The organism is Variovorax paradoxus (assembly GCF_009755665.1).
In the GTDB taxonomy this organism is placed as follows: domain Bacteria; phylum Pseudomonadota; class Gammaproteobacteria; order Burkholderiales; family Burkholderiaceae_C; genus Variovorax; species Variovorax paradoxus_G.
In genome coordinates this window covers 2,272,019-2,289,951 of sequence record NZ_CP046622.1, presented here as the reverse complement: position 1 = coordinate 2,289,951, position 17,933 = coordinate 2,272,019, and the positions used below count along the sequence as shown (strand labels likewise).

The 17,933-nt window shown below is 66.1% G+C and carries 19 protein-coding genes; 9 read left to right on the top strand and 10 right to left on the bottom strand.

The genetic code is table 11. The features are described 5' to 3' along the window. Positions 1 to 44 precede the first annotated feature (44 nt). The gene (locus GOQ09_RS10760; RefSeq protein ID WP_157613416.1) at positions 45 to 476 is read left to right on the top strand and encodes a dihydroneopterin aldolase; all 432 of its coding nucleotides are present in this window, start codon (positions 45 to 47) and stop codon (positions 474 to 476) included. Between the two features lie 57 nt (positions 477 to 533). Here the strand turns inward: GOQ09_RS10760 and fae are convergent, their stop codons facing one another. The 9 genes from fae to GOQ09_RS10715 all read right to left on the bottom strand — a co-directional run bounded on the left by fae (position 534) and on the right by GOQ09_RS10715 (position 8,480). Next, positions 534 to 1,046: a formaldehyde-activating enzyme gene (fae, locus tag GOQ09_RS10755; protein WP_012748178.1), complete on the bottom strand. Its 513-nt coding sequence runs from the start codon at positions 1,044 to 1,046 to the stop codon at positions 534 to 536. A gap of 83 nt (positions 1,047 to 1,129) precedes the next feature. Further along, positions 1,130 to 2,068 (bottom strand): triphosphoribosyl-dephospho-CoA synthase, encoded by a 939-nt coding sequence (locus GOQ09_RS10750; protein WP_157613415.1) that lies wholly within the window; start codon positions 2,066 to 2,068, stop codon positions 1,130 to 1,132. Continuing rightward, positions 2,068 to 3,018 (bottom strand): ATP-grasp domain-containing protein, encoded by a 951-nt coding sequence (locus GOQ09_RS10745; protein ID WP_157616657.1) that lies wholly within the window; start codon positions 3,016 to 3,018, stop codon positions 2,068 to 2,070. Before GOQ09_RS10745 ends, GOQ09_RS10750 begins: the two co-directional genes overlap by 1 nt. 16 nt (positions 3,019 to 3,034) lie before the next feature. Next, a complete protein-coding gene (gene mch, locus GOQ09_RS10740) occupies positions 3,035 to 4,042 on the bottom strand; it encodes a methenyltetrahydromethanopterin cyclohydrolase (protein ID WP_157613414.1) in 1,008 nt (335 codons plus the stop codon). Next, positions 4,039 to 5,193 (bottom strand): ATP-grasp domain-containing protein, encoded by a 1,155-nt coding sequence (locus tag GOQ09_RS10735; RefSeq protein WP_157613413.1) that lies wholly within the window; start codon positions 5,191 to 5,193, stop codon positions 4,039 to 4,041. The genes mch and GOQ09_RS10735 overlap by 4 nt, the downstream gene beginning before the upstream one ends. Positions 5,194 to 5,213: 20 nt before the next feature. Beyond that, entirely contained in the window at positions 5,214 to 6,134 is a 921-nt protein-coding gene (locus tag GOQ09_RS10730; RefSeq protein ID WP_157613412.1) for an NAD(P)-dependent methylenetetrahydromethanopterin dehydrogenase, read from the bottom strand. A gap of 55 nt (positions 6,135 to 6,189) precedes the next feature. After that, a complete protein-coding gene (locus GOQ09_RS10725) occupies positions 6,190 to 7,233 on the bottom strand; it encodes a beta-ribofuranosylaminobenzene 5'-phosphate synthase family protein (protein ID WP_157616656.1) in 1,044 nt (347 codons plus the stop codon). Between the two features lie 186 nt (positions 7,234 to 7,419). Next, on the bottom strand, positions 7,420 to 7,788 hold the full coding sequence (locus tag GOQ09_RS10720; protein ID WP_242631069.1) for a hypothetical protein: 369 nt from the start codon (positions 7,786 to 7,788) through the stop codon (positions 7,420 to 7,422). 11 nt (positions 7,789 to 7,799) lie between these two features. After that, positions 7,800 to 8,480: a winged helix-turn-helix domain-containing protein gene (locus tag GOQ09_RS10715; RefSeq protein ID WP_207309946.1), complete on the bottom strand. Its 681-nt coding sequence runs from the start codon at positions 8,478 to 8,480 to the stop codon at positions 7,800 to 7,802. A 551-nt stretch (positions 8,481 to 9,031) separates the two neighbouring features. On the opposite strand from GOQ09_RS10715, the gene GOQ09_RS10710 reads away from it, so the two are divergent. Further along, the gene (locus tag GOQ09_RS10710; RefSeq protein ID WP_242631068.1) at positions 9,032 to 10,714 is read left to right on the top strand and encodes a hypothetical protein; all 1,683 of its coding nucleotides are present in this window, start codon (positions 9,032 to 9,034) and stop codon (positions 10,712 to 10,714) included. Here the strand turns inward: GOQ09_RS10710 and GOQ09_RS10705 are convergent. Continuing rightward, positions 10,687 to 11,898 (bottom strand): LysR family transcriptional regulator, encoded by a 1,212-nt coding sequence (locus GOQ09_RS10705; protein ID WP_242631116.1) that lies wholly within the window; start codon positions 11,896 to 11,898, stop codon positions 10,687 to 10,689. The genes GOQ09_RS10710 and GOQ09_RS10705 overlap by 28 nt on opposite strands. Between GOQ09_RS10705 and GOQ09_RS26315 the strand changes: the two genes are divergently transcribed. The 7 genes from GOQ09_RS26315 (at position 11,851) to GOQ09_RS10675 (ending at position 17,915) form a co-directional block, all read left to right on the top strand. After that, positions 11,851 to 12,012, top strand: a complete 162-nt coding sequence (locus GOQ09_RS26315; protein WP_242631161.1) for a hypothetical protein — start codon at positions 11,851 to 11,853, stop codon at positions 12,010 to 12,012. The two genes, GOQ09_RS10705 and GOQ09_RS26315, sit on opposite strands and share 48 nt — an antisense overlap. Before the next feature lie 146 nt (positions 12,013 to 12,158). Beyond that, positions 12,159 to 13,187 carry an amidohydrolase family protein gene (locus GOQ09_RS10700; protein ID WP_157613409.1) on the top strand — a complete coding sequence of 343 codons (1,029 nt, stop codon included), beginning with the start codon at positions 12,159 to 12,161 and terminating at the stop codon, positions 13,185 to 13,187. Positions 13,188 to 13,191: 4 nt separating this feature from the next. Further along, a complete protein-coding gene (ligK, locus tag GOQ09_RS10695) occupies positions 13,192 to 13,893 on the top strand; it encodes a 4-carboxy-4-hydroxy-2-oxoadipate aldolase/oxaloacetate decarboxylase (protein ID WP_157613408.1) in 702 nt (233 codons plus the stop codon). A gap of 26 nt (positions 13,894 to 13,919) precedes the next feature. After that, on the top strand, positions 13,920 to 14,906 hold the full coding sequence (locus tag GOQ09_RS10690) for a Bug family tripartite tricarboxylate transporter substrate binding protein (protein WP_157613407.1): 987 nt from the start codon (positions 13,920 to 13,922) through the stop codon (positions 14,904 to 14,906). A gap of 27 nt (positions 14,907 to 14,933) precedes the next feature. Next, positions 14,934 to 16,241 (top strand): gallate dioxygenase, encoded by a 1,308-nt coding sequence (locus GOQ09_RS10685; protein WP_157613406.1) that lies wholly within the window; start codon positions 14,934 to 14,936, stop codon positions 16,239 to 16,241. Then, positions 16,238 to 17,221, top strand: a complete 984-nt coding sequence (locus tag GOQ09_RS10680) for a Bug family tripartite tricarboxylate transporter substrate binding protein (RefSeq protein WP_157613405.1) — start codon at positions 16,238 to 16,240, stop codon at positions 17,219 to 17,221. The genes GOQ09_RS10685 and GOQ09_RS10680 overlap by 4 nt, the downstream gene beginning before the upstream one ends. Before the next feature lie 4 nt (positions 17,222 to 17,225). After that, positions 17,226 to 17,915: a substrate-binding domain-containing protein gene (locus GOQ09_RS10675; RefSeq protein ID WP_157613404.1), complete on the top strand. Its 690-nt coding sequence runs from the start codon at positions 17,226 to 17,228 to the stop codon at positions 17,913 to 17,915. The last annotated feature ends 18 nt before the right edge of the window (positions 17,916 to 17,933 follow it).

The window sequence follows — 17,933 nt, the reverse complement described above, 5'->3', positions numbered from 1 at the left end:
CCGCTGGCGCCGGTGAGGGGCCCGCCTCCGGGAGTGCAACGCCCATGGACCTGATCTTCATCGAGGGCTTTCAAGGCAACACGGTCATCGGCATCCACGAATCGGAGCTGCATCACGCGCAGCCGCTGGTGATCGACGTGCATGCCGGCCTGCCCCGCTCGCGCGCCTGCGACACCGACCGCATCGGCGACACCATCGACTACGGCGTGGTGCGCGAGCGGCTGCTGCGCCTCATGGCGGAACACCGGCTGCAGCTGCTCGAGGCCTTTGCCGAGGCCATCGCCGACATCCTGATCGACGAGTTCAATGCCAGCTGGGTGCGCGTCAAGGTCGTGAAGCCGCGCAAGTTCGACGATGTGCAGGCAGTAGGTGTCCAGATCGAGCGTCATGCGGCAACGCACCGTGCCTCGAAGCCTGCCCACAGCGCAACCGTGCTGAAATTTCTGGCGAGCGGCATGGTGCCTGCGAAACACTGAGCAAGAAAAAAGAAGCCGGCCCGGATTCACGGTCGGCTTCTTCCTTTCAGGTTTGCATCAAAGATGCGCGGCGAACGGGTGTGCCGTGGTGCCCTTCTTGTCGACCACTTCAGCCGCAGTAGGCGAGCCGGCCACCGCACGTTGAATGGCTTCGCGCGTAGCCTGATAGTTGTAGTCCTGGATCTTCTTGTCGTCGTCGGCAAGCCAGTGGATGAACACGCCGACGCAGATGAACAGGTTGTCCGCCTCGGCCATGGGAATGGTGCCGTCCTCGACGCTGTCTGCCACCGCCAGGGCCACGGCGCGCTGTGCCGGCCCGAACATCTGCACCGCCTGTTTGGCGCCCTTGATAGTCACTTTGTTGAACATCACGGTCGCGGGCTTGGTCAGCAGGTTGGGCGCCACCACTGCGAGCAGCGAAGTGAAGCCGTCCTTGTTGTTCGTCAACGCGTTGGCGAAGGCGGTCTCGGCGGCGCTTCCGCGCGGTCCGATGATCAGGTCGATATGGGCTACTTCGTTGCCGTCGCCGACGAGCGATTCGCCCACCATCAGTCGATCTATTTTTGCCATGGTTTCGGGTCTCCTCTTAGAGGTCCAAGGTGGTTAGGGTCATTACGACACCGGTCAGAACGACCAGCGCAATGCCATGGTTATCACGATCCGTGCCATCCGGCCGCAGGGTCGCGGGCGGGCGCCGGGCAAGAGCGGATCCAGCCCGACAGCAGCAGCGCGGCCACGGTGAAATCGGCGCTGGTTCCCGGGTTGATGCCCGCAGCCTTGAGCGAAACGTCCCACGCCGCGAATTCGGCGTCCGCATCGAGCACCGCGCCGTCGCCTGCGCGCGCGCGCCAGGCCTGCGCCGCCGTCATGACAGACTGTGCCACGCGCCCGCCGTGTTTTCGAACAATGTGTGAATCGGGAAAGGCGCCCATGCAGGACAGGTAAAGCCGTTGGACAGAAGCCACAGTGGCCTCATCGGGAGATGCTTCGGCGCCGGCCGGCGCGTTGACCAGGCCCGCTTGGTGCACCGGCACCTGGAACGCCAATGCAAACAGGTCTGCGAAGCCGTCGCGGTACTGCCGCGCGATGAGGTCGCGGTCAGCCGCAAGCGCCATCGCCGCGCGCAGGTCGACCGTCGGGGCGTCGTGCACGTCTTCCTGGGGCGCGCTTCCAAGGCCGCCCGGGTGCGCGCGTGCGATGGCGCGGTAGGCCGCGCGGGCGTCGTCGATGTCGAGCGTGGCCAGCACGGACTCCACGGCCGCTCGCAATGCCGCAGGCGTTGCGGCGGTGGGGTTCTGCTCCACGGCCGCGGCTATAGGCGCGCACAGCAGCAATATGCCGAGGTTGGTGTTGCAACCCGCTACTGCCCAGGTGGCTTCCACAGCGGCTTCGATGCGTGCTCCCACGCGCAGCCCCGGCTCGAAGAGCGGGACTGCCGCGGCCTTGGCGCTCTCGATGAACATCGAAGCCTGCATGCGGTGGCCAGGTGAGTCGCGGCTGACGTTGCCCGGTTTGCGCACTGCAACATCGAGCCAGCAGGCGCGCAGGAAGCAGGCACGCGCCCGTTCGATGGCCGCCTGCCGGGCATTCATCAGGCACGGCGCTCCGGAGCCAGGCTTTCTTGCACGCGCCTGCGGCTCTGCGCCATCTTGCGGTCGAGCAGGTCGTCGACGATGGCACGGGCGATGTTGAAGCCCGTGACGCGCTGCAGCCCCTGCCAGGCGGCCACGCCGTTGACTTCCAGCACCTGGATCTTCGGACCGCTGGCGGCGGCGATGAGGTCTACGCCGGCGTAGTCCATGTCGAGTGCATGCGCCGCGCCCTCGGCCATTTGCGCGAGTGCCGGTTCGAGTTGGGCGGGCTCGCAGCGTGCGCCCTGCGCCACGTTGTGGACCCAGTGCGTACTGACGCGCCGCATCGCAGTAATGGCACGCCCTCCGACCACGAGCACGCGCCAGTCGAAACCGGGCGACCCCATCGGCGGCACAAAGCGCTGCAGATAGGCGAGGCCCGCATAGCGGGCGTCGGTGTCGGGCATGGGGTGATGCACGCCGTCTACCTCGCCCACGAGCCGCAGGTCCTTGCCCTGCGAGCCGAACAAGGGCTTGATCACCAGCGCATGCCCCACCGCCGTTTCGCGCATGGCAATGCGCCTGGCCTGCGCCGCCGACTCGGTGGCCCATGTGGCGGGTGCGGGAATGCGCGCGGCATGGAGCAGCAGGCTGGTCATCGACTTGTCGACCGAACGCTCGATGGCGCGTGCATCGTTGTAGACGGGCACGCCAAGCTCGCGCAGCGCATGCAGCACGCCGAGCCGCTTGGTCACCTGCTCGAAGCTTCCGCCGGCAATGCCGCGCACCAGCACTGCGTCGGGCAGCTCCCGGCCATAGCCGGGAATGACGAGGCCGTGCCACGCCGCGGTGGTGTCGATGCTGCAGTCGGCCAAGTCGACGCAGCGGCCCACCGCGCCGCGTGTGCGCAACGCGGCTTGCAGCTGGCGGGTGTGCCAGCCGATTTCGTCCGTCATGATGGCGATACGCATGTTCATCGAATGGCCCTCATGCCTGCTGCAGCCACAGGCGCTGCAGCAGTGCCATCTCGGGCGCGCCGCCGTGCCATGTGTTGCCGCTGTCGATGTTGCTCACCCACACTTCGGCGGGCGCAAACAGCGCGCCGTCGATCTTGTAGAAGTCGTACTCGACCTCCTTGAAGATGTGGGCGAACGAGCGGCCGTGGTCGCGCGAATTGCGGGAGGGCAACGCCCGGGCCAGTTCGCGTGCGGCCTGGTCGTCGCCCCGAACCGTGAGGTGCACGCGGCCACCGTAAAGAATGGAATCATTGGTGCGCCCCATCGCCTCGACCCCATCGGCACTGGGCGAAGGCAGCGGCGCGCTGCCTGCGCCATCGACGATATTGGCGAGCGCAAAACCAAGCTCGTGCGACTTGTGCAGCGCCACCTCGAGCACCCGCGCCACGACCTGCGTGGTGCCCGCAAGACTGGTGGTGGGCGTGAGGATCAGCGTGAGCGCGTCGGCCGCCAGGTTGCAATCGCGCAGCAGCTTGTCGATCACGATCTTCGGCGGGGCGCGATCGACTTCCAGCACCAGAACGCCGCACTCTGCGCGATCGCGATAGTCCAGTTCGGCAAAGAGTTTCTCCTTGACCGCCAGCGCGCGCGCCGGGCCGGAACCGAGCGAAAAAAACTTCTTGCCACCGGTTTCTTCCTTGGTTGCCGAAAGGCTCCAGCCGGCGTACTGGCTGCCGAGGCATGCCAGCACGGGCTGCGAGCTGCGCACGTCGAGCCATGTGGGCCAACCCTCGGTGTCGCTGCCGCTGCGCAAGTGCACATGGCCGAGCCCACCCATGCAGATTTCGCCGACGCGCAGGCCGGCCTCCACAGTGCCCGGCGCCTCGATGCCCGCGTCAACGATGTGCACGCCGCTCTCGTCGCGCCGCACTTTCAGTCCGAGCGCATCGGCATCGTGCAGCAAGCGTTCGACAAGAGGCCGCGCCATCCGGTTGACGCTCAGGCTCGCGGCGAAGGGCGGCGGTGGTGGGTTGCTCATGCCGATGTCTCCAGTGATTGCAACAGCCGCTCGCGGCTTTCTCCGAGGCGTGCGCGCACCTCGTTTGCGCTGGTGCCGCTCGCGGTGAGGGTGCAGACGGGGTCGTCGATATCGAAGCGCTGGCCGGCGCATGGAATGTCGCGGATGCCCGGCCATTCCGCGAGTTGCCGGGCCACGGCAGTGTCGAGTTGGATGGATCGCCGTGCGAAGAGGATCTCGATGCCTTCAACGTCTTGCGCATGCGCATGCGCAGGCACTGCAGGCAACTCGCCATGCAGGCAAGCCCGCAGGTGCGCATGCATGAGGCCCGGTGCGCCTGCCGGCCGACGGTAAAGGCTCATGCTCGCAGGAGGCCTCGGATTGACTTCGAGCACGCCGATGGCGTCGTCGTCGCGCATGAAATCGATGCTGCACAGGCCCCGCAGTTCGAACTCCGCGGCCAACGCGCGTGCGATTTCGGTCACGCGCATCGCCATGTTCTCCGGCACGGGCACAGGCCCGACCGCGCCGCAGAACACGAAAGGCCGCGCGCCGAAACGCCGCACCGTCATTTCATTGAAGCCGAGCACGTGAACATCACCTCCGTTGGCAATGAAGGTGGCGGACATCGGCCGGCCCGGCACCTCGCGCTGGAAGTAGTGGTGCGACGACAGCGGCTCTTCCACCGACCACGGCGCGTGGCGAACATGCCATCCGCCGCAGCCGTGCGCGTCTTTCATCAACCATCCGGTGGGGTCCTCGGGAGGTTCGAGCAGCACCTGCGGGTACGGCATCACGCGTGTGCGAAGAAATCCGAAGAAGCTTGCCGGGTCGCGCACGCGGCGCACGGCATGTGGCGTGGTGCCGATCAAGGGCAGCACAGCCGCACCCTGCTCGAGCAAGCCGGGCTCGCCCTCGAAGCCGCTGCCTGCGATCCAACCCATTACCGCGTCGCCGCCCTCGCCTTCTTCGGCCAGCCGGCGCAATGCGGCCAGCGTGCTTGCCGCATCGATCTGCAAACTGCCGGGCGTGCCGATCGGCAACCAGCGCGATGCGGCGCGGCGCGTGTCGGCGTCCCCGAAGAGATCGAGCGCAACGACCTTGAAGCCGTCATTCGCCGCCGCCTCGGCCATGGCGCGCGCGGAGATGGCTGCAACGGCAATGGTCTGCATTTCGCGAGCGGGCCTGCTTGTCAAGACGCCTTCGTCGCGGCCTGCTCGACCAGGAATGCGCGCGCCACCGCAAAGGCTTCGGCAAAGCTCAGCACCTGCGCCTTCTCGGCCTCGCACATCTGCACCAGCATGCGGTGCTGCGTCTGGTACTTGACGTTGCCCACGGCCAGCGCGCCGATGCCCACCGCTCGCGTGCCCGCAAGCGGCTTGGCGTCGTCCATCACGCCGACGCCGGCAATGCCTTCGGGCGGCACGGCATTCACGTCGGCGGCAACCTTGAGCCGCGTTGCGGCACCAAGCGCTTCGCTCGAGACCACCTGCACGCCCGCGGCGGCGCAGGCCAGCAGCACGTCGGCATCGGCAATGGAGCGACGCACGGCATCGGGGTCGCCGCCCGAAAGGCCGTGCAGCTTGACACCAAAGCGATGGCCGGTTTCGTCCGCCGCGTCTTGCGCCGCGTCGATGCCGTTGCGGCTGGACAGGTACACCTCGGCACCGGCCTGCGCCGCGATGACGCCCGCTACGCGGCCCACGGGGCCGGTACCACCGAGGATCACCACGCGCTGGCCCTCGAGGCCCTGGGCATGGTGGCGCTTCAAGGCGGCCTCCACGCAGGCCACCATGGCCGCGGCGGTGGTGTAGGCGCCGCTCGGGTCGGCCATGAGGGAGACGACGAAGGGCTTGACCATCGAGGTTCTTGCACGCTCGAGCATGTCGGCCGCCAGCTGCGCGTCGCGCCCGCCAATGAAGATGCCCGTGCGCGCAACGCCCTTGGGCCCGCGCGAGAAGATGGTGTCTTGCGTCAGCCCCGTGATTCGGTCGAGGGCCACATCGCAGTAAGGCACGATGATCTGATAGCCCGCGTCCGCCGCCATGTTGATGTCGAAGGGACTCATCTGGGGGCCGGGGGTGAACATGTGAAGAATACGGGGACGTTCCATGAGAGCCTGTGTGGTGTGGAAGAAGTGGCGTCGGCTTGGGACGACAGCGGTGAATTCAACGGGTGCGCGGCTGCGCGATGCGGTCGTGCACCGCCGCGCCGCTGTTGCGGCCCGAGACGATGTGCAGTTCCAGCTGCGGTGCGGCGCGTTCGGATGCGCGCGCGGCGTCCACAAGCAGCTGCGCCTGTGCCTCCGTGGGCACGATGGCAAAGCCGGTCGGCCCCCAGGAGCTCTGGCCGATGGCGGCTCCGCCTGAGCGGCTCGCGTCCGCGAACCATTGCATCAGCCGCGCGACCGCTGGGCTGGTGAAGACACCGCCCTGCGCCGGCGCGAAGTGCTCGCCGAGCAACTGCTGCATGCGGTTGATGCCGGCGGCAAACGGCGCGAACTCCGCGCCGGCGGCGGCGGGCAGAACGCGCATCAGAACCTGATGGCAGATTTCGGCAGCCGCTGCCTGCGGCAACGGCGGCAAGGCTGCGATGGCTTTTTTTTCCTCTCCGCCCGAAAGGCCGCGGTGCGCGGGATCTTGCACGACGACGATGCGCCACGCAGGCGGAAACGCAATGCGCGACAAGAGTGGCGCAGGCAGGCCGTCGGGACCGGGGCCGCCGTCGAGCAGCAGGCCGCCGGTATCGAAGCCCGCGATTCCAATGCCCGATCGCAGCCCGCGGCCGAGCCAGTGCGCCAGTGTGGCGGTGCCCAGCTCGAGACCATGCCACTCGGCAAAGGCCCGCCCGATGGCCGATGCCAGCTGCGTGCCCGAGCCAAAGCCCGCGTGTGCCGGCAGCACGCGGCGCAACCTCAGCGAAAGCGGCGCATGGCGGCCGCTGCGCTGCTTCAGCCGTTGGAGATGGGCTGCAGCCCGGTCGAGCTCCGCCTCCGCAGCCGGCGTGTCGGCTGCCAGGCGGTCACAGCCTGCGGCTGTCAGTTCGACTTCGGTGGTGAACCCGTCGATGACCACCCCCAGGCTGCCGAACGAACGCCCCAGCGAGCCGGAGGGGTCGAGAAAGCCCAGGTGCAGGCGCCCGGGAGCACTCACGCTCACTGTGCGAAGGCTCAGGTCTTGCCGCGGAGCAACGGCGAAGTCGGCGGAGGTCATGGGCGGATTCGGGCGGCGGGACGAAGTCATGGACTTGCTTGTCATAGCAAGGGCCGTTCCGTCCATGCGCCCACAGGGCGGCGCCGCGGGTTCACGCGCGATGAGTGCGGGCGATGTCCCAGGAGCGTGACAATGTGTCACGTCATTCCGCCAGGAGGAAGATGGCTGCCGCAGTGCGGCGCCGCGCTACCGCGATTCCGCCAGGAAGGTCGAAATCACCAGTGCCGCGGCACGCTCGAACTCAAGCACTTCGATCACGCTGTAGTGCCGCCCTCGCCGATGGCCGCAGACGCTGGGCAAGCCCCGGACTTCAAGCAGGACCTCGGCAGCCAAGTCGCGGTCGCTACGGGGTTGGCCGTTGGAAATGAGCCAGTTGTCGATGCTGTCGCTCGGCATGCGCCTGAAGGCAGCAATCACCGGAACATAGGTGCACTCGCTTCCAATAAGAATCGGCAGATCCATCGGACGGCTGAATCTTTCTTCAGCTTTCAACATATCTGCGGCTTCTTTCATTGCATTTTGAGCCGCTTGGCTCGTTTTTTGTTGGAGCAACATGGCAGCCTGCCTCAACCAATAGCCTTGCCCATGCCGGTCTCCACGCTGGCCATCCGGCTCAAGAAGCGTTGGCTCTGATCGTCGGGTCGTTCGGGCATGTCACTCAGCTGATAGCCTTGGCCCCAGATCGCCTGCAGCTTGAAATGCAGGCCCAGCTTGCGGCGCAGGCCCGATACGCTGACATCCAGTGACCGGGAAACGGGGCCGCTCTCTTCTTCTTTTCTTCCCCAGACATTCACAAAGAGCCATTCGCGCGTTAAGAGCCGGTTGACGTTGCGAAAGAAGGCCACCGCCAGATCGAACTCGCGGGGACGCAGCTTGATGACAGCGCCGGCAAGTTCTGCCTTGTCCTCGTCCAGAACGAAGCGATAGCCCTGCCATTCGAGCACCCGCTCCGCAATGGGCACTCCGCGGCGCAGCAAATCGGTTTCGAGCAGACGGTAGGTGTCTTTGAACGAAGACGGCGCATGCACCACGGTGGAAAGCGCATCTGCATGAAGAACCGACATGACGCGGAACTGGCTCTTGCACGCGCTGAGAATCAAGGGCACCTGATGGCCCAGGATTTCGCGCACCTGGGCGATGAGCGGCTGAAATAGAGCGGGGTCCCTGGGGCAGGCGAGCAGGAAAACACCAAAGCTCTCAACTTCGGAGCCATGCTCCTGCAATTCATCCAAGCTGGCAAAGGTCACTGGCACATGGCCCAACCTGCAGATGGCACGGCGCGCCAGCTCTCGGGATCGAAGTGTCGGATCTAGTACGGCAATTTGCAAAATGGTTCTCGCGGTCAATCGCTTCCCGCACAGGAAGCAGTTGGGTCGGAGTGCATCGCGAACTAAAGGACTGTTCGCATGCGTTAACGAATTCCGACATGACCGCAGAATCTAAAGAAACCGATAGTTTGAGTCCCCCTAAATTGCGCACCATATGTCCGCAAGATTACGCATGCTTCGATGACCGCCAAAAAAACGCAAACTAAGTCCGCAAAAGGCGGTTAGGAAACGACAAACGCTGTCGGTTTGCGCCGCAGCGTCGATGCGATCACCCAGAGCTGATTTACCCGAGGTCTGTGCGAAATTAAAACGAAAGCCAACAACATGACTCTTGGCGGCTCGCGGGCGCGGCGCGACGAGCGCCGCTCGCAGGCCTCATGAAACGGCGCGGCACAATCGGTCGCGTGCCCCTCCTTACACCGAGCCTGCCCGCTGGCCTCGCGGCTTTGGCGTTCCTAGCGTCCCTCGCCTTGGCCCCCGCCGGCGCGGCGCGTGCGGCCGAGCGGCCGCTGCTTCTCGTCACTTCTCCGGCCGCCTTGCAACTGGCCGAAAAATCGGGAGCAGGCTTTGGCCGCTGGTTCGCAGAGGCGTCCTCATCACCCGACGGTATCGCCACCAATCAGTTGCTGATGCGCTCGCCGGCCTGGCAATCCATCGCCCGTCCGCTGAGCGAAAGCCTTGCCCGCATCCAGCGCAGCGACAGGCAGGCCGGTGTCGGCATCTCCCGCTATCCGCACCGGCTGTTCGACGCACGCTGGCTCGCAAGCCCCGATGCATTTTTCGAGCTCGTGGGCGTTGCCAACCGCATGGACCGCCGGCCATTCCAGAACGGCGCCTGCGGCGAAACACGGCTGGTGTATCGCCTTGCCTACCGCACGCCCTCGATGCAGTCCCGCCTGCCGATGACCGTCAATGTCGAACTGCGCGGCGATGCGCCTGATGCAAACGGCAGTTGTGCTGCCACGGCCCGGCGCTGGCAGCCGCCAGAGCCTTCGATGACCGACGAAGCGCTCGGCCGCTGGATGGTGTCGCCGGACGGTCCGCTTGCGCCAGAGCGCCTGGCTCCGGCGCGCATCGCGCAGGTCACCACCAACCTGCAGAGCGTGCGCTGGCCCTCCGCGGTGCGGCCCGACCTGGGTGGCCACGCGGAATACATGCTGCGCGCCTTTCGCTGGAACGCAGGCGCACAGCGCTTCGACGCGGCGCCTCTGGAGAACACGCCCGACGTCGTGCGGCTCAAGGCCAACGCTCCGTTGCGCAACGAGCTGCGCCAATGGCTTCAGCAGCCTGGAAACATGCGCGCACTGGACGAGGCCACGCTGCAACTGCCCGAGAAGTTTCTGGCAACCGAAGCGATCTCGGTCGCACCGCGCGGTCTGGAGCGGCTGGCAAACCGCTCGTTTGCCCAGGTCTTTTCAGCCGGCGACTGGCAGGCCGTGCCCGGCAGCCGCACGCTCCAATCGCCGCAGGCGGTGCTGCGCCGGCTTGACGACCTCAGCTGCGCGGGCTGCCACCAGAGCCGCGCGGTTGCGGGCTTTCATTTGCTGGGCATAGACCGGCGCGGCTCATCACGCACGTTTACCGCGGGCAATGCGCTCGCGCTGCCGCATTCGCCGCATCTGCAAGACGAACTGTCGCGGCGGGGCCGCTATGTGCATGCCGCGCTTTCGACACCCCAGCCCGACCCGTTCCGGCCGCTGGCCGAGCCGCACGACGCGAATGGCGTGGTCCAAAAAGCCACCGTCGGCGCAAGCTGCGAGCCCACCCGAATCACGCAGTCTGCCAACCCATGGCTGGACCGCGCAGAGAAACTGCCGCGCATCGCCTGCGAAGGTGCGCTTTCCGTCTGCGAAAAAACCTCGGTCGGTTTTCCGGGCGGCATGTGCTCCGGTCCGTGCGACCCGTTTGACAAGAACGGCACCTGCGGCGGCATCGCCATCCTCAGCGACTTCAATCAGTGCCTGGCCGCGAATCGGCCATTCGGCGAGTGCCTGAGCAAGCACACGCGGCCCGGCAACCTGCGCAGCTGCTCGGCGCAGCAGCCCTGCCGCGACGACTTCATCTGCGCGCAGGCGGAGGGACAGCCCGAAGGCCGGGGTGCGTGCATACCGCCCTACTTCCTCTTTCAGATGCGGGTGGACGGCCACTCCTGAGGATGAAAGTCGGCAGAGCGCTCGATCACTGCGCGTATCTCTTGCATCAGGGCCCGCGCCCCAGGTGACGGGAACGCGCCCAGCCGCTGGCTGAGCCCGATGTCGCGCCGCGTCTCCTCAAGCGGAAAATCCAGCACGACCAGGCTGCCGTCGCGAATTTCGTAGTGCAGTTGATGGGCCGAGATGGCGGTCAGCATGTCGCTCTCGAGCAGCAGGCCGCGCAGTACGGCAAGGTCACCCGTTTCCACGGCAGGTATGGGCGGCGCCTCTCGCGCGGCATGAAAAAACCGCTCGAACAGTTCGCGCCCCGGCGTGCCGTGCCGCGAAAGTGCCCAGGTCGCCTGCCGCAATGCATCGATGTCGACTCGCGCAATGCGCGCCAGCGGATGGCCGGCGCGGGCAATCACGGAGATGCGATCGACGAAGAGCGCCTCTTGCTGCAGATCTTTGGCTGTGGCGCCGCTGCGAAGCGCACCGAGAATGAAGTCGACCTCACCGCTTCGAAGCGATGCCGCCAATGCGTCGTAAGGGCTCTCGACCGTGGCAACGTGCAGGCGCGGATGGCGCGCCACAAGCGAGGCGATTGCAACCGGCAATATCTGCGTGCGGCCGAGCGGCAGAGCGCCAACAGTCACGCTGCCCTGCAGCGTGCCTTCGCTGGCCGCGATGTCGGGGCCGATGTGGCGCAGTTCCGCCAGCACCCGCTTGAAGTGGAACGCCGCAATTTCGCCCGCCGCCGTTGGCACCAGTCCGCGCGACTTGCGCTCCAGCAGCGGCACGCCGAGCCCCGCCTCCAGGTCTTTCAGCGCACGGCTGATGGCCGGTTGCGTGATGCCGAATTCACGTGCCACCGCGGGCATGTTGCGCTTCTCGACCAGGCTGGCAATCACCGCAAGCCGCCGGCCGTTGAGGATGGATGCGAAGAGCGAATGCACATCGGCAGATGTACCGATGCCGCCCCGCGCGACGAGCTGGGCGCGCGCCTCTTCGAACTCGCGCTCGATGCGGTGCGCGCGCGCCAGTACCAGGCCGCCATATGAATTGAGCGTCATACCGCGGGAGCCGCGGTCGAAAAGCGGCCTTCCCAACGCACCTTCAAGTTCCGAGATGGAACGCGTCACGCCCGAAGCCACGCGGTGCAGCTGCTCGTCGGCGGCTTTTGCAATGCTTCCGGCGGCGGCCACGGCCGAGAACGCGCGCAGATGCCTCAGGTTGATGCCAAGCGCGCCGGCATGCACCCTTTCGATAACTTTCTCTCGCTGATTCTGGGGATCGGCTCTGCGCATGTTCCGCCTTGAGGATGTTCCCGCAACCTTCCCGGGTAAACCCTGATCGATAAAAAAGTCTGATGGTAGACCAAACCGAACTCATCCCACGCATCCGCTGCGCAGAACACACTGTCGCACTGCCATCTTTACAGCCCAAGCAACCCACGGAATTGCCAATGATCATCGATTGCCACGGCCACTACACCACGGCACCCAAGGCGCTGGAGAACTGGCGCAACCAGCAGATCGCAGGCTTGAAAGACCCTGCACTGAAGCCCCGCGCATCCGACCTGAAGATCAGCGATGACGAGCTGCGCGAATCGATCGAGAGCAATCAGCTGCGCCTCATGAAGGAACGCGGCAGCGACGTCACCATCTTCAGCCCACGCGCCAGCTTCATGGCGCACCACATCGGCGACTTCGAAACGTCTTCGACCTGGGCCGCCATCTGCAACGAGCTGTGCTTTCGCGTGAGCCAGCTGTTCCCGGACCATTTCATCGGCGCGGCCATGCTGCCGCAATCACCCGGTGTCGACCCGCGCAGCTGCATTCCAGAACTGGAGCGCTGTGTGCGCGACTACGGATTCGTCGGCATCAACCTCAACCCCGATCCATCGGGTGGGCACTGGACTTCACCGCCCCTGTCGGACCGCCACTGGTATCCGCTCTACGAGAAGATGGTCGAGCACGACATTCCGGCCATGGTGCACGTGAGCACCAGCTGCAACGCCTGCTTTCACACCACCGGCGCCCATTACCTGAACGCGGACACCACCGCCTTCATGCAGTGCCTTACGTCCGACCTCTTCACCGACTTTCCGACGCTGCGCTTCGTCATTCCGCACGGCGGCGGCGCGGTGCCCTATCACTGGGGCCGTTTTCGCGGACTGGCGCAAGAAATGAAAAAGCCGCTACTCGAGGACCATCTGCTGAACAACATCTTCTTCGACACCTGCGTGTACCACCAGCCTGGCATCGACCTGCTGACGCGCGTGATTCCGGTCGACAACATCTTGTTTGCGAGCGAAATGATCGGCGCTGTGCGCGGCATCGATCCCGAGACGGGCTTCTTCTTCGACGATACGCGGCGCTACATCGACTCCACACCCATGCTCGACGCCGAGGCCCGGCACAAGGTGTTCGAGGCCAACGCACGCCGCGTATACCCGCGCCTGGACCGCGCACTTACCGCCAAGGGGCTCTGATCTCATGTCTTCATCCAACACTCTCCAACAGCTTGGTGTTGTCTACCGCAACGTGGTGCGCGCAGACGCCGCCGCCGTCGAAAAGCTTTCGCGCTTCGGCGTTTCCACGGTGCACGAGGCGCTCGGCCGGCTCGGGCTGATGCAGCCGCGCATCCGCCCCATTCATCCTGAAGCACGCTTTTGCGGCCCGGCCGTCACCGTGCTGCTGCAGCCCGGCGACAACTGGATGCTGCACGTGGCGGCCGAGCAGATCCGGCCGGGCGACGTGGTGGTTGCGGCCTGCACCAGCGACAGCACCGACGGCTTCTTCGGCGACCTGCTCGCCACGTCCTTCAAGGCACGCGGCTGCAAGGGCCTGGTGATCGACGGCGGCGTGCGCGACGTGCGCGACCTCAACGCGATGGGCTTTCCGGTGTTCAGCCGCGCCATTCATGCCAAGGGCACCATCAAGGCGACGATCGGCTCGGTGAACGTGCCGGTGGTATGCGCCGGCGCGCTGGTGCACCCCGGCGACGTGGTGGTGGCAGACATCGATGGCGTGGTGGTGGTGCCTGCCGCACGTGCGCAGCAGGTGGCCGATGCGGCCGAGGCCCGCGAGGCCAACGAAACCGCCAAGCGCGAACGCTTTGCAGCCGGCGAGCTCGGCCTGGACATGTACGCCATGCGCGAGCCGCTCGCCAAGGCCGGCCTTCGCTACATCGACTGAGCCGGAACCGGAAGGCTGGAGACATCATGAAAAACAATCCCGGCATCCTTGCCACCGCGGCACTGGTTGCCGCCGCCTTTTCGCTGGCAGCGGCTCCCGCCAGCGCGCAGGACTACCCCACGCGGCCCGTGCGCATCATCACGCCGTTTCCGGTGGGCAGCGGCCCTGAGGGCGTGGTGCGGCTCTTGGCGGACAAACTCAGCCGCGCATGGGGCAAGCCGGTAACCGTGGAGAACCGGCCGGGCGGCAACGGCTTCATCGCCATCGATGCCTTCAAGCGCGGCGCGCCCGACGGGCATGACCTGATTCAGCTCGACAACGTGCACCTGGTCGCCTACCCGCATCTGTTCAAGAAGCTGCCCTACGACCCGGTGAAGGATTTCGAACAGATCGATCCGCTTTTTCGCACCAACTTCTTCGTCGCGGTGGCCACCGACAGCAAGTACAAGACGGTCGGCGAGATCGTGGCCGATGCAAAGGCCAACCCCGGCAAGCTGAACTACGGCTCCTGGTCGATCGGAAACCCGGTGCACCTGGGCTCGGCGCTTTTCGAGTCGACCACCAAGACCTCGATGGCGCACGTCATTTACAAGGAAACCACGCAGCTCTACACCGGCGTGGCAACGCAAGAGCTGTCCTTTGCGCTGGGCACGCTGGGCAGCACGCGGGCACTGCTGCAGGCCGGCAAGCTGCGCTACTTGGCCGTGGCGGCGCCGCAGCGCCATCCGGCGTTTCCCAACGTGCCGACCGTCGGCGAATCGGGCGGCCCGGCCGGCTTCGAAGTCACGGGTTGGACCACGATCGCGGCGCCCGCGGGCCTGCCGCGCGCCGTTGCCGGCAAGATCCGGCGCGACGTCGAGAAAGCGCTGGCCGATGCGGACTTCAAGGCCAAGTACGAGGCCTTCGGCTACGAGCCATTCCCGGTCGCGCACGATCAGTTTCAGCAGTTCGTGCAGAGCGAATCGACACGCTATGCGGCGGTGATCAAGAACGCCAAGGTCTCGCTCGACTGACGCAGGGCCGCAGAGAAAGAAATCACCATGGCTCGCATCATCGGCGCCGTCGCGTGCTCGCACACGCCCACCATCGGCTTCGCTTTCGACAAGAAGAAGCAGCAAGACCCTGTGTGGGCGCCCATCTTCGAGGCCTTCAGGCCTGTGCAGCGCTGGCTGACGGAGCGCAAGCCCGACGTGATCTTCTTCATCTACAACGACCACGTCAGTTCGTTCTTCTTCGACCACTACTCGGCGTTCTCGCTCGGAGTGGGCGAGCGGCACGAAGTGGCGGACGAAGGCGGCGGCGCGCGCGATCTTCCCGCGCTGGCGGGGCACCCTGCCCTTGCCCGGCACATCGGCCGCTCGCTGGTGGCCGACGAGTTCGACATGTCCTTCTTTCAGGACCGCGCGCTGGACCACGGCGTGTTTTCGCCAATGTCGCTGCTGTGCCCGCATGAGCCCGCCTGGCCCATACCGGTGGTGCCGCTGCAAGTGGGCGTGCTGCAGTCGCCCGTGCCCTCGGCGCGGCGCTGCTACAGGCTCGGGTACGCACTGCGCCGCGCCATCGAGAGCTATCCGGAAGACCTGGCCGTGGCCATCGTGGCCACAGGCGGCCTCTCGCACCAGGTGCACGGCGAGCGTGCGGGCTTCAACAACACCGCGTGGGACGCGCAGTTTCTCGAGCTGATCGAAAACGACCCGGTACGCCTCACCGAAATGACGCAGGCCGAGCTGGCCACGCTCGGCGGCATGGAAGGCGCCGAGGTAATCATGTGGCTCGTGATGCGTGGCGCGCTGTCGTCCAACGTGCGCAAGACGCACCAGAGCTACTACCTGCCCTCGATGACCGGCATTGCCACTGCCATCTACGAGAACCTGGCGAGCCCGCCCGTGGCCGGTGAAGTGCAACGGCACCGCCGCCGCATGGACGAGCAGCTTGCGGGTATCGAGGTGCTCGAAGGCTCTTATCCGTTCACGCTGGAGACCAGCGTGCGCGCCTACCGCCTCAACAAGTTCCTGCACGGCATGACGCGCGAGGAGCACCGCACGCGTTTTCTTGCCGACGAAGAGGCCGCCTTCGAAGCGGCCGGGCTGACTGCGGAGGAAAGCGACCTGGTGCGCCGGCGCGACTGGCGTGGGCTCATTCGCTACGGCGTGATCTTCTTCATGCTCGAGAAGCTCGGGGCGGTGGTCGGCGTTTCGAACCTGCACATCTACGCTGCCATGCGGGGGCAATCGCTGGAGAAATTCCAGCAGACACGCAACGCGCCCGGTGCGCTGTATTCGGTTGCCGGCAAGAACGCGGCACCTCAGGCCTGGGAAGAAAAATCCGTTCAACCTACCAAGCAATGAAGACAAACTCAATTCGCCGCCACGTTCTGGCGCTGGCCGGCCTGCTCGCACTCGGTGTCTCGGCCAATGTGGCAGCCGCCGATGCCTTTCCCACCAAGCCCCTGAAGATTCTGGTCGGCTACAGCGCCGGCGGCGCGGTCGACGCCATTGCGCGTTCGGTCGGCCAGCGGATGTCGGCCATCCTCGGGCAGCCGGTCATCGTCGAGAACAAGCCGGGCGCAGGAACCAACATTGCCGTAAAGGCGCTCATCGCCAGTCCGCCCGACGGCTACACCCTGCTGCTGGCGGCCAACGCCTTGGCGGTAAACCCTTCGCTCTTCGAGCCCGCGCCCTACGACCTGGAGCGCGACCTGACACCCGTTGCCTCGGTCGGCCGCGTGCCCGTGGTGTTCACGGTGCGAGAGGGCTCGGCCATCAAGACCTTGCCCGAACTGGTGGCCGCCGCCAGGGCCAAGCCGGGCAGCGTTACCGTTGCAACCCCGGGCAACGGCTCCACGCCGCACCTGGCAATGGAACTGTTCCAGCACACGGCCGGTCTCTCGCTGCGCCACGTGCCCTACAAGGGCGGTGCGCAGGCCATTACCGATGTGCTCGGCGGCCATGTGGACGTGGTGGCGGTCAATGCGCTCGAAGTGCTTCCGCTCGCAAAGTCGGGCAAGCTGAAAGTGCTGGCGGTCATGAGCACCGAACGCGCCGCGGTGCTGCCGGGCGTCCCCACCGTGGCCGAGTCCGGGTACCCTGGCTTCGAGGCCAGCGTCTGGTATGGCTTTGTGGCGCCCGCCAAGCTGCCGCAGCCTGTGCTGGCCAAGCTGCACGACGCGGTGCAGAAGGCGCTCGAATCGCCCGAGGTGCGCGACCAGCTCGCAGCAGCGGGCGGCGGGCCGCTGCCGGGGCCGACCTCGCAGTTCGACAAGCTGCTCAAGACCGATGCGGCCCGCTACGGCAAGCTGATTCGCGAAGCCAACATCAAGCCGGACTGAAGCCATGACCGCAACTCTTCAAGGCGTCTGCTCGATGGCAACCCGGGCGCTGCTCGAAGAGCTTGCCGCAGCGCATTCGCAGCGTGCCGGCACGCCCGTTGCCTTCGTGGCAATGGGTGGCGTCGAAGCCGCCCGGCGTGTGGCCGCAGGCGAAGTTTTCGACGTGGTCGCGCTAGCGTCGGACGCCATAGACGGGCTGGTTGCGGCAGGCAGGCTCGATGGCGCGGGCAAGGTGGACCTGGCCCGCTCTGGCGTGGCGGTTGCGGTGCGCGCCGGTGCCCAGCGGCCCGACATTTCAACCGGCGGTGCATTGCGAAGCGCCGTTCTGGCCGCCCAGGGCATTGCCTATTCGACGGGGCCGAGCGGTGTGGCCCTGGTCGCGCTGTTCGAGCGCTGGGGTATTGCCGACGACGTTCGCGGCCGGCTGGTGCAGGCGCCTCCGGGCGTGCCGGTCGGCTCCCTGCTTGCACGCGGCGAAGCGGCGCTGGGCTTTCAGCAACTGAGCGAACTGATCGGCGTCGAAGGCATCGATTTGCTCGGCCCGCTTTCGGCGGACGTCCAGATCACCACTGTCTTTTCAGCCGCTCCCTCCACCCGCTGCGCGCACCCGAAGGCCGCGCGGGCGCTGCTCGAATTCATGGCTTCGGCCGAGAGCGCGCCCATCAAGCGGCGCTATGGCATGGAGCCCGCCTGAGACCCAAAATCCGGCCGC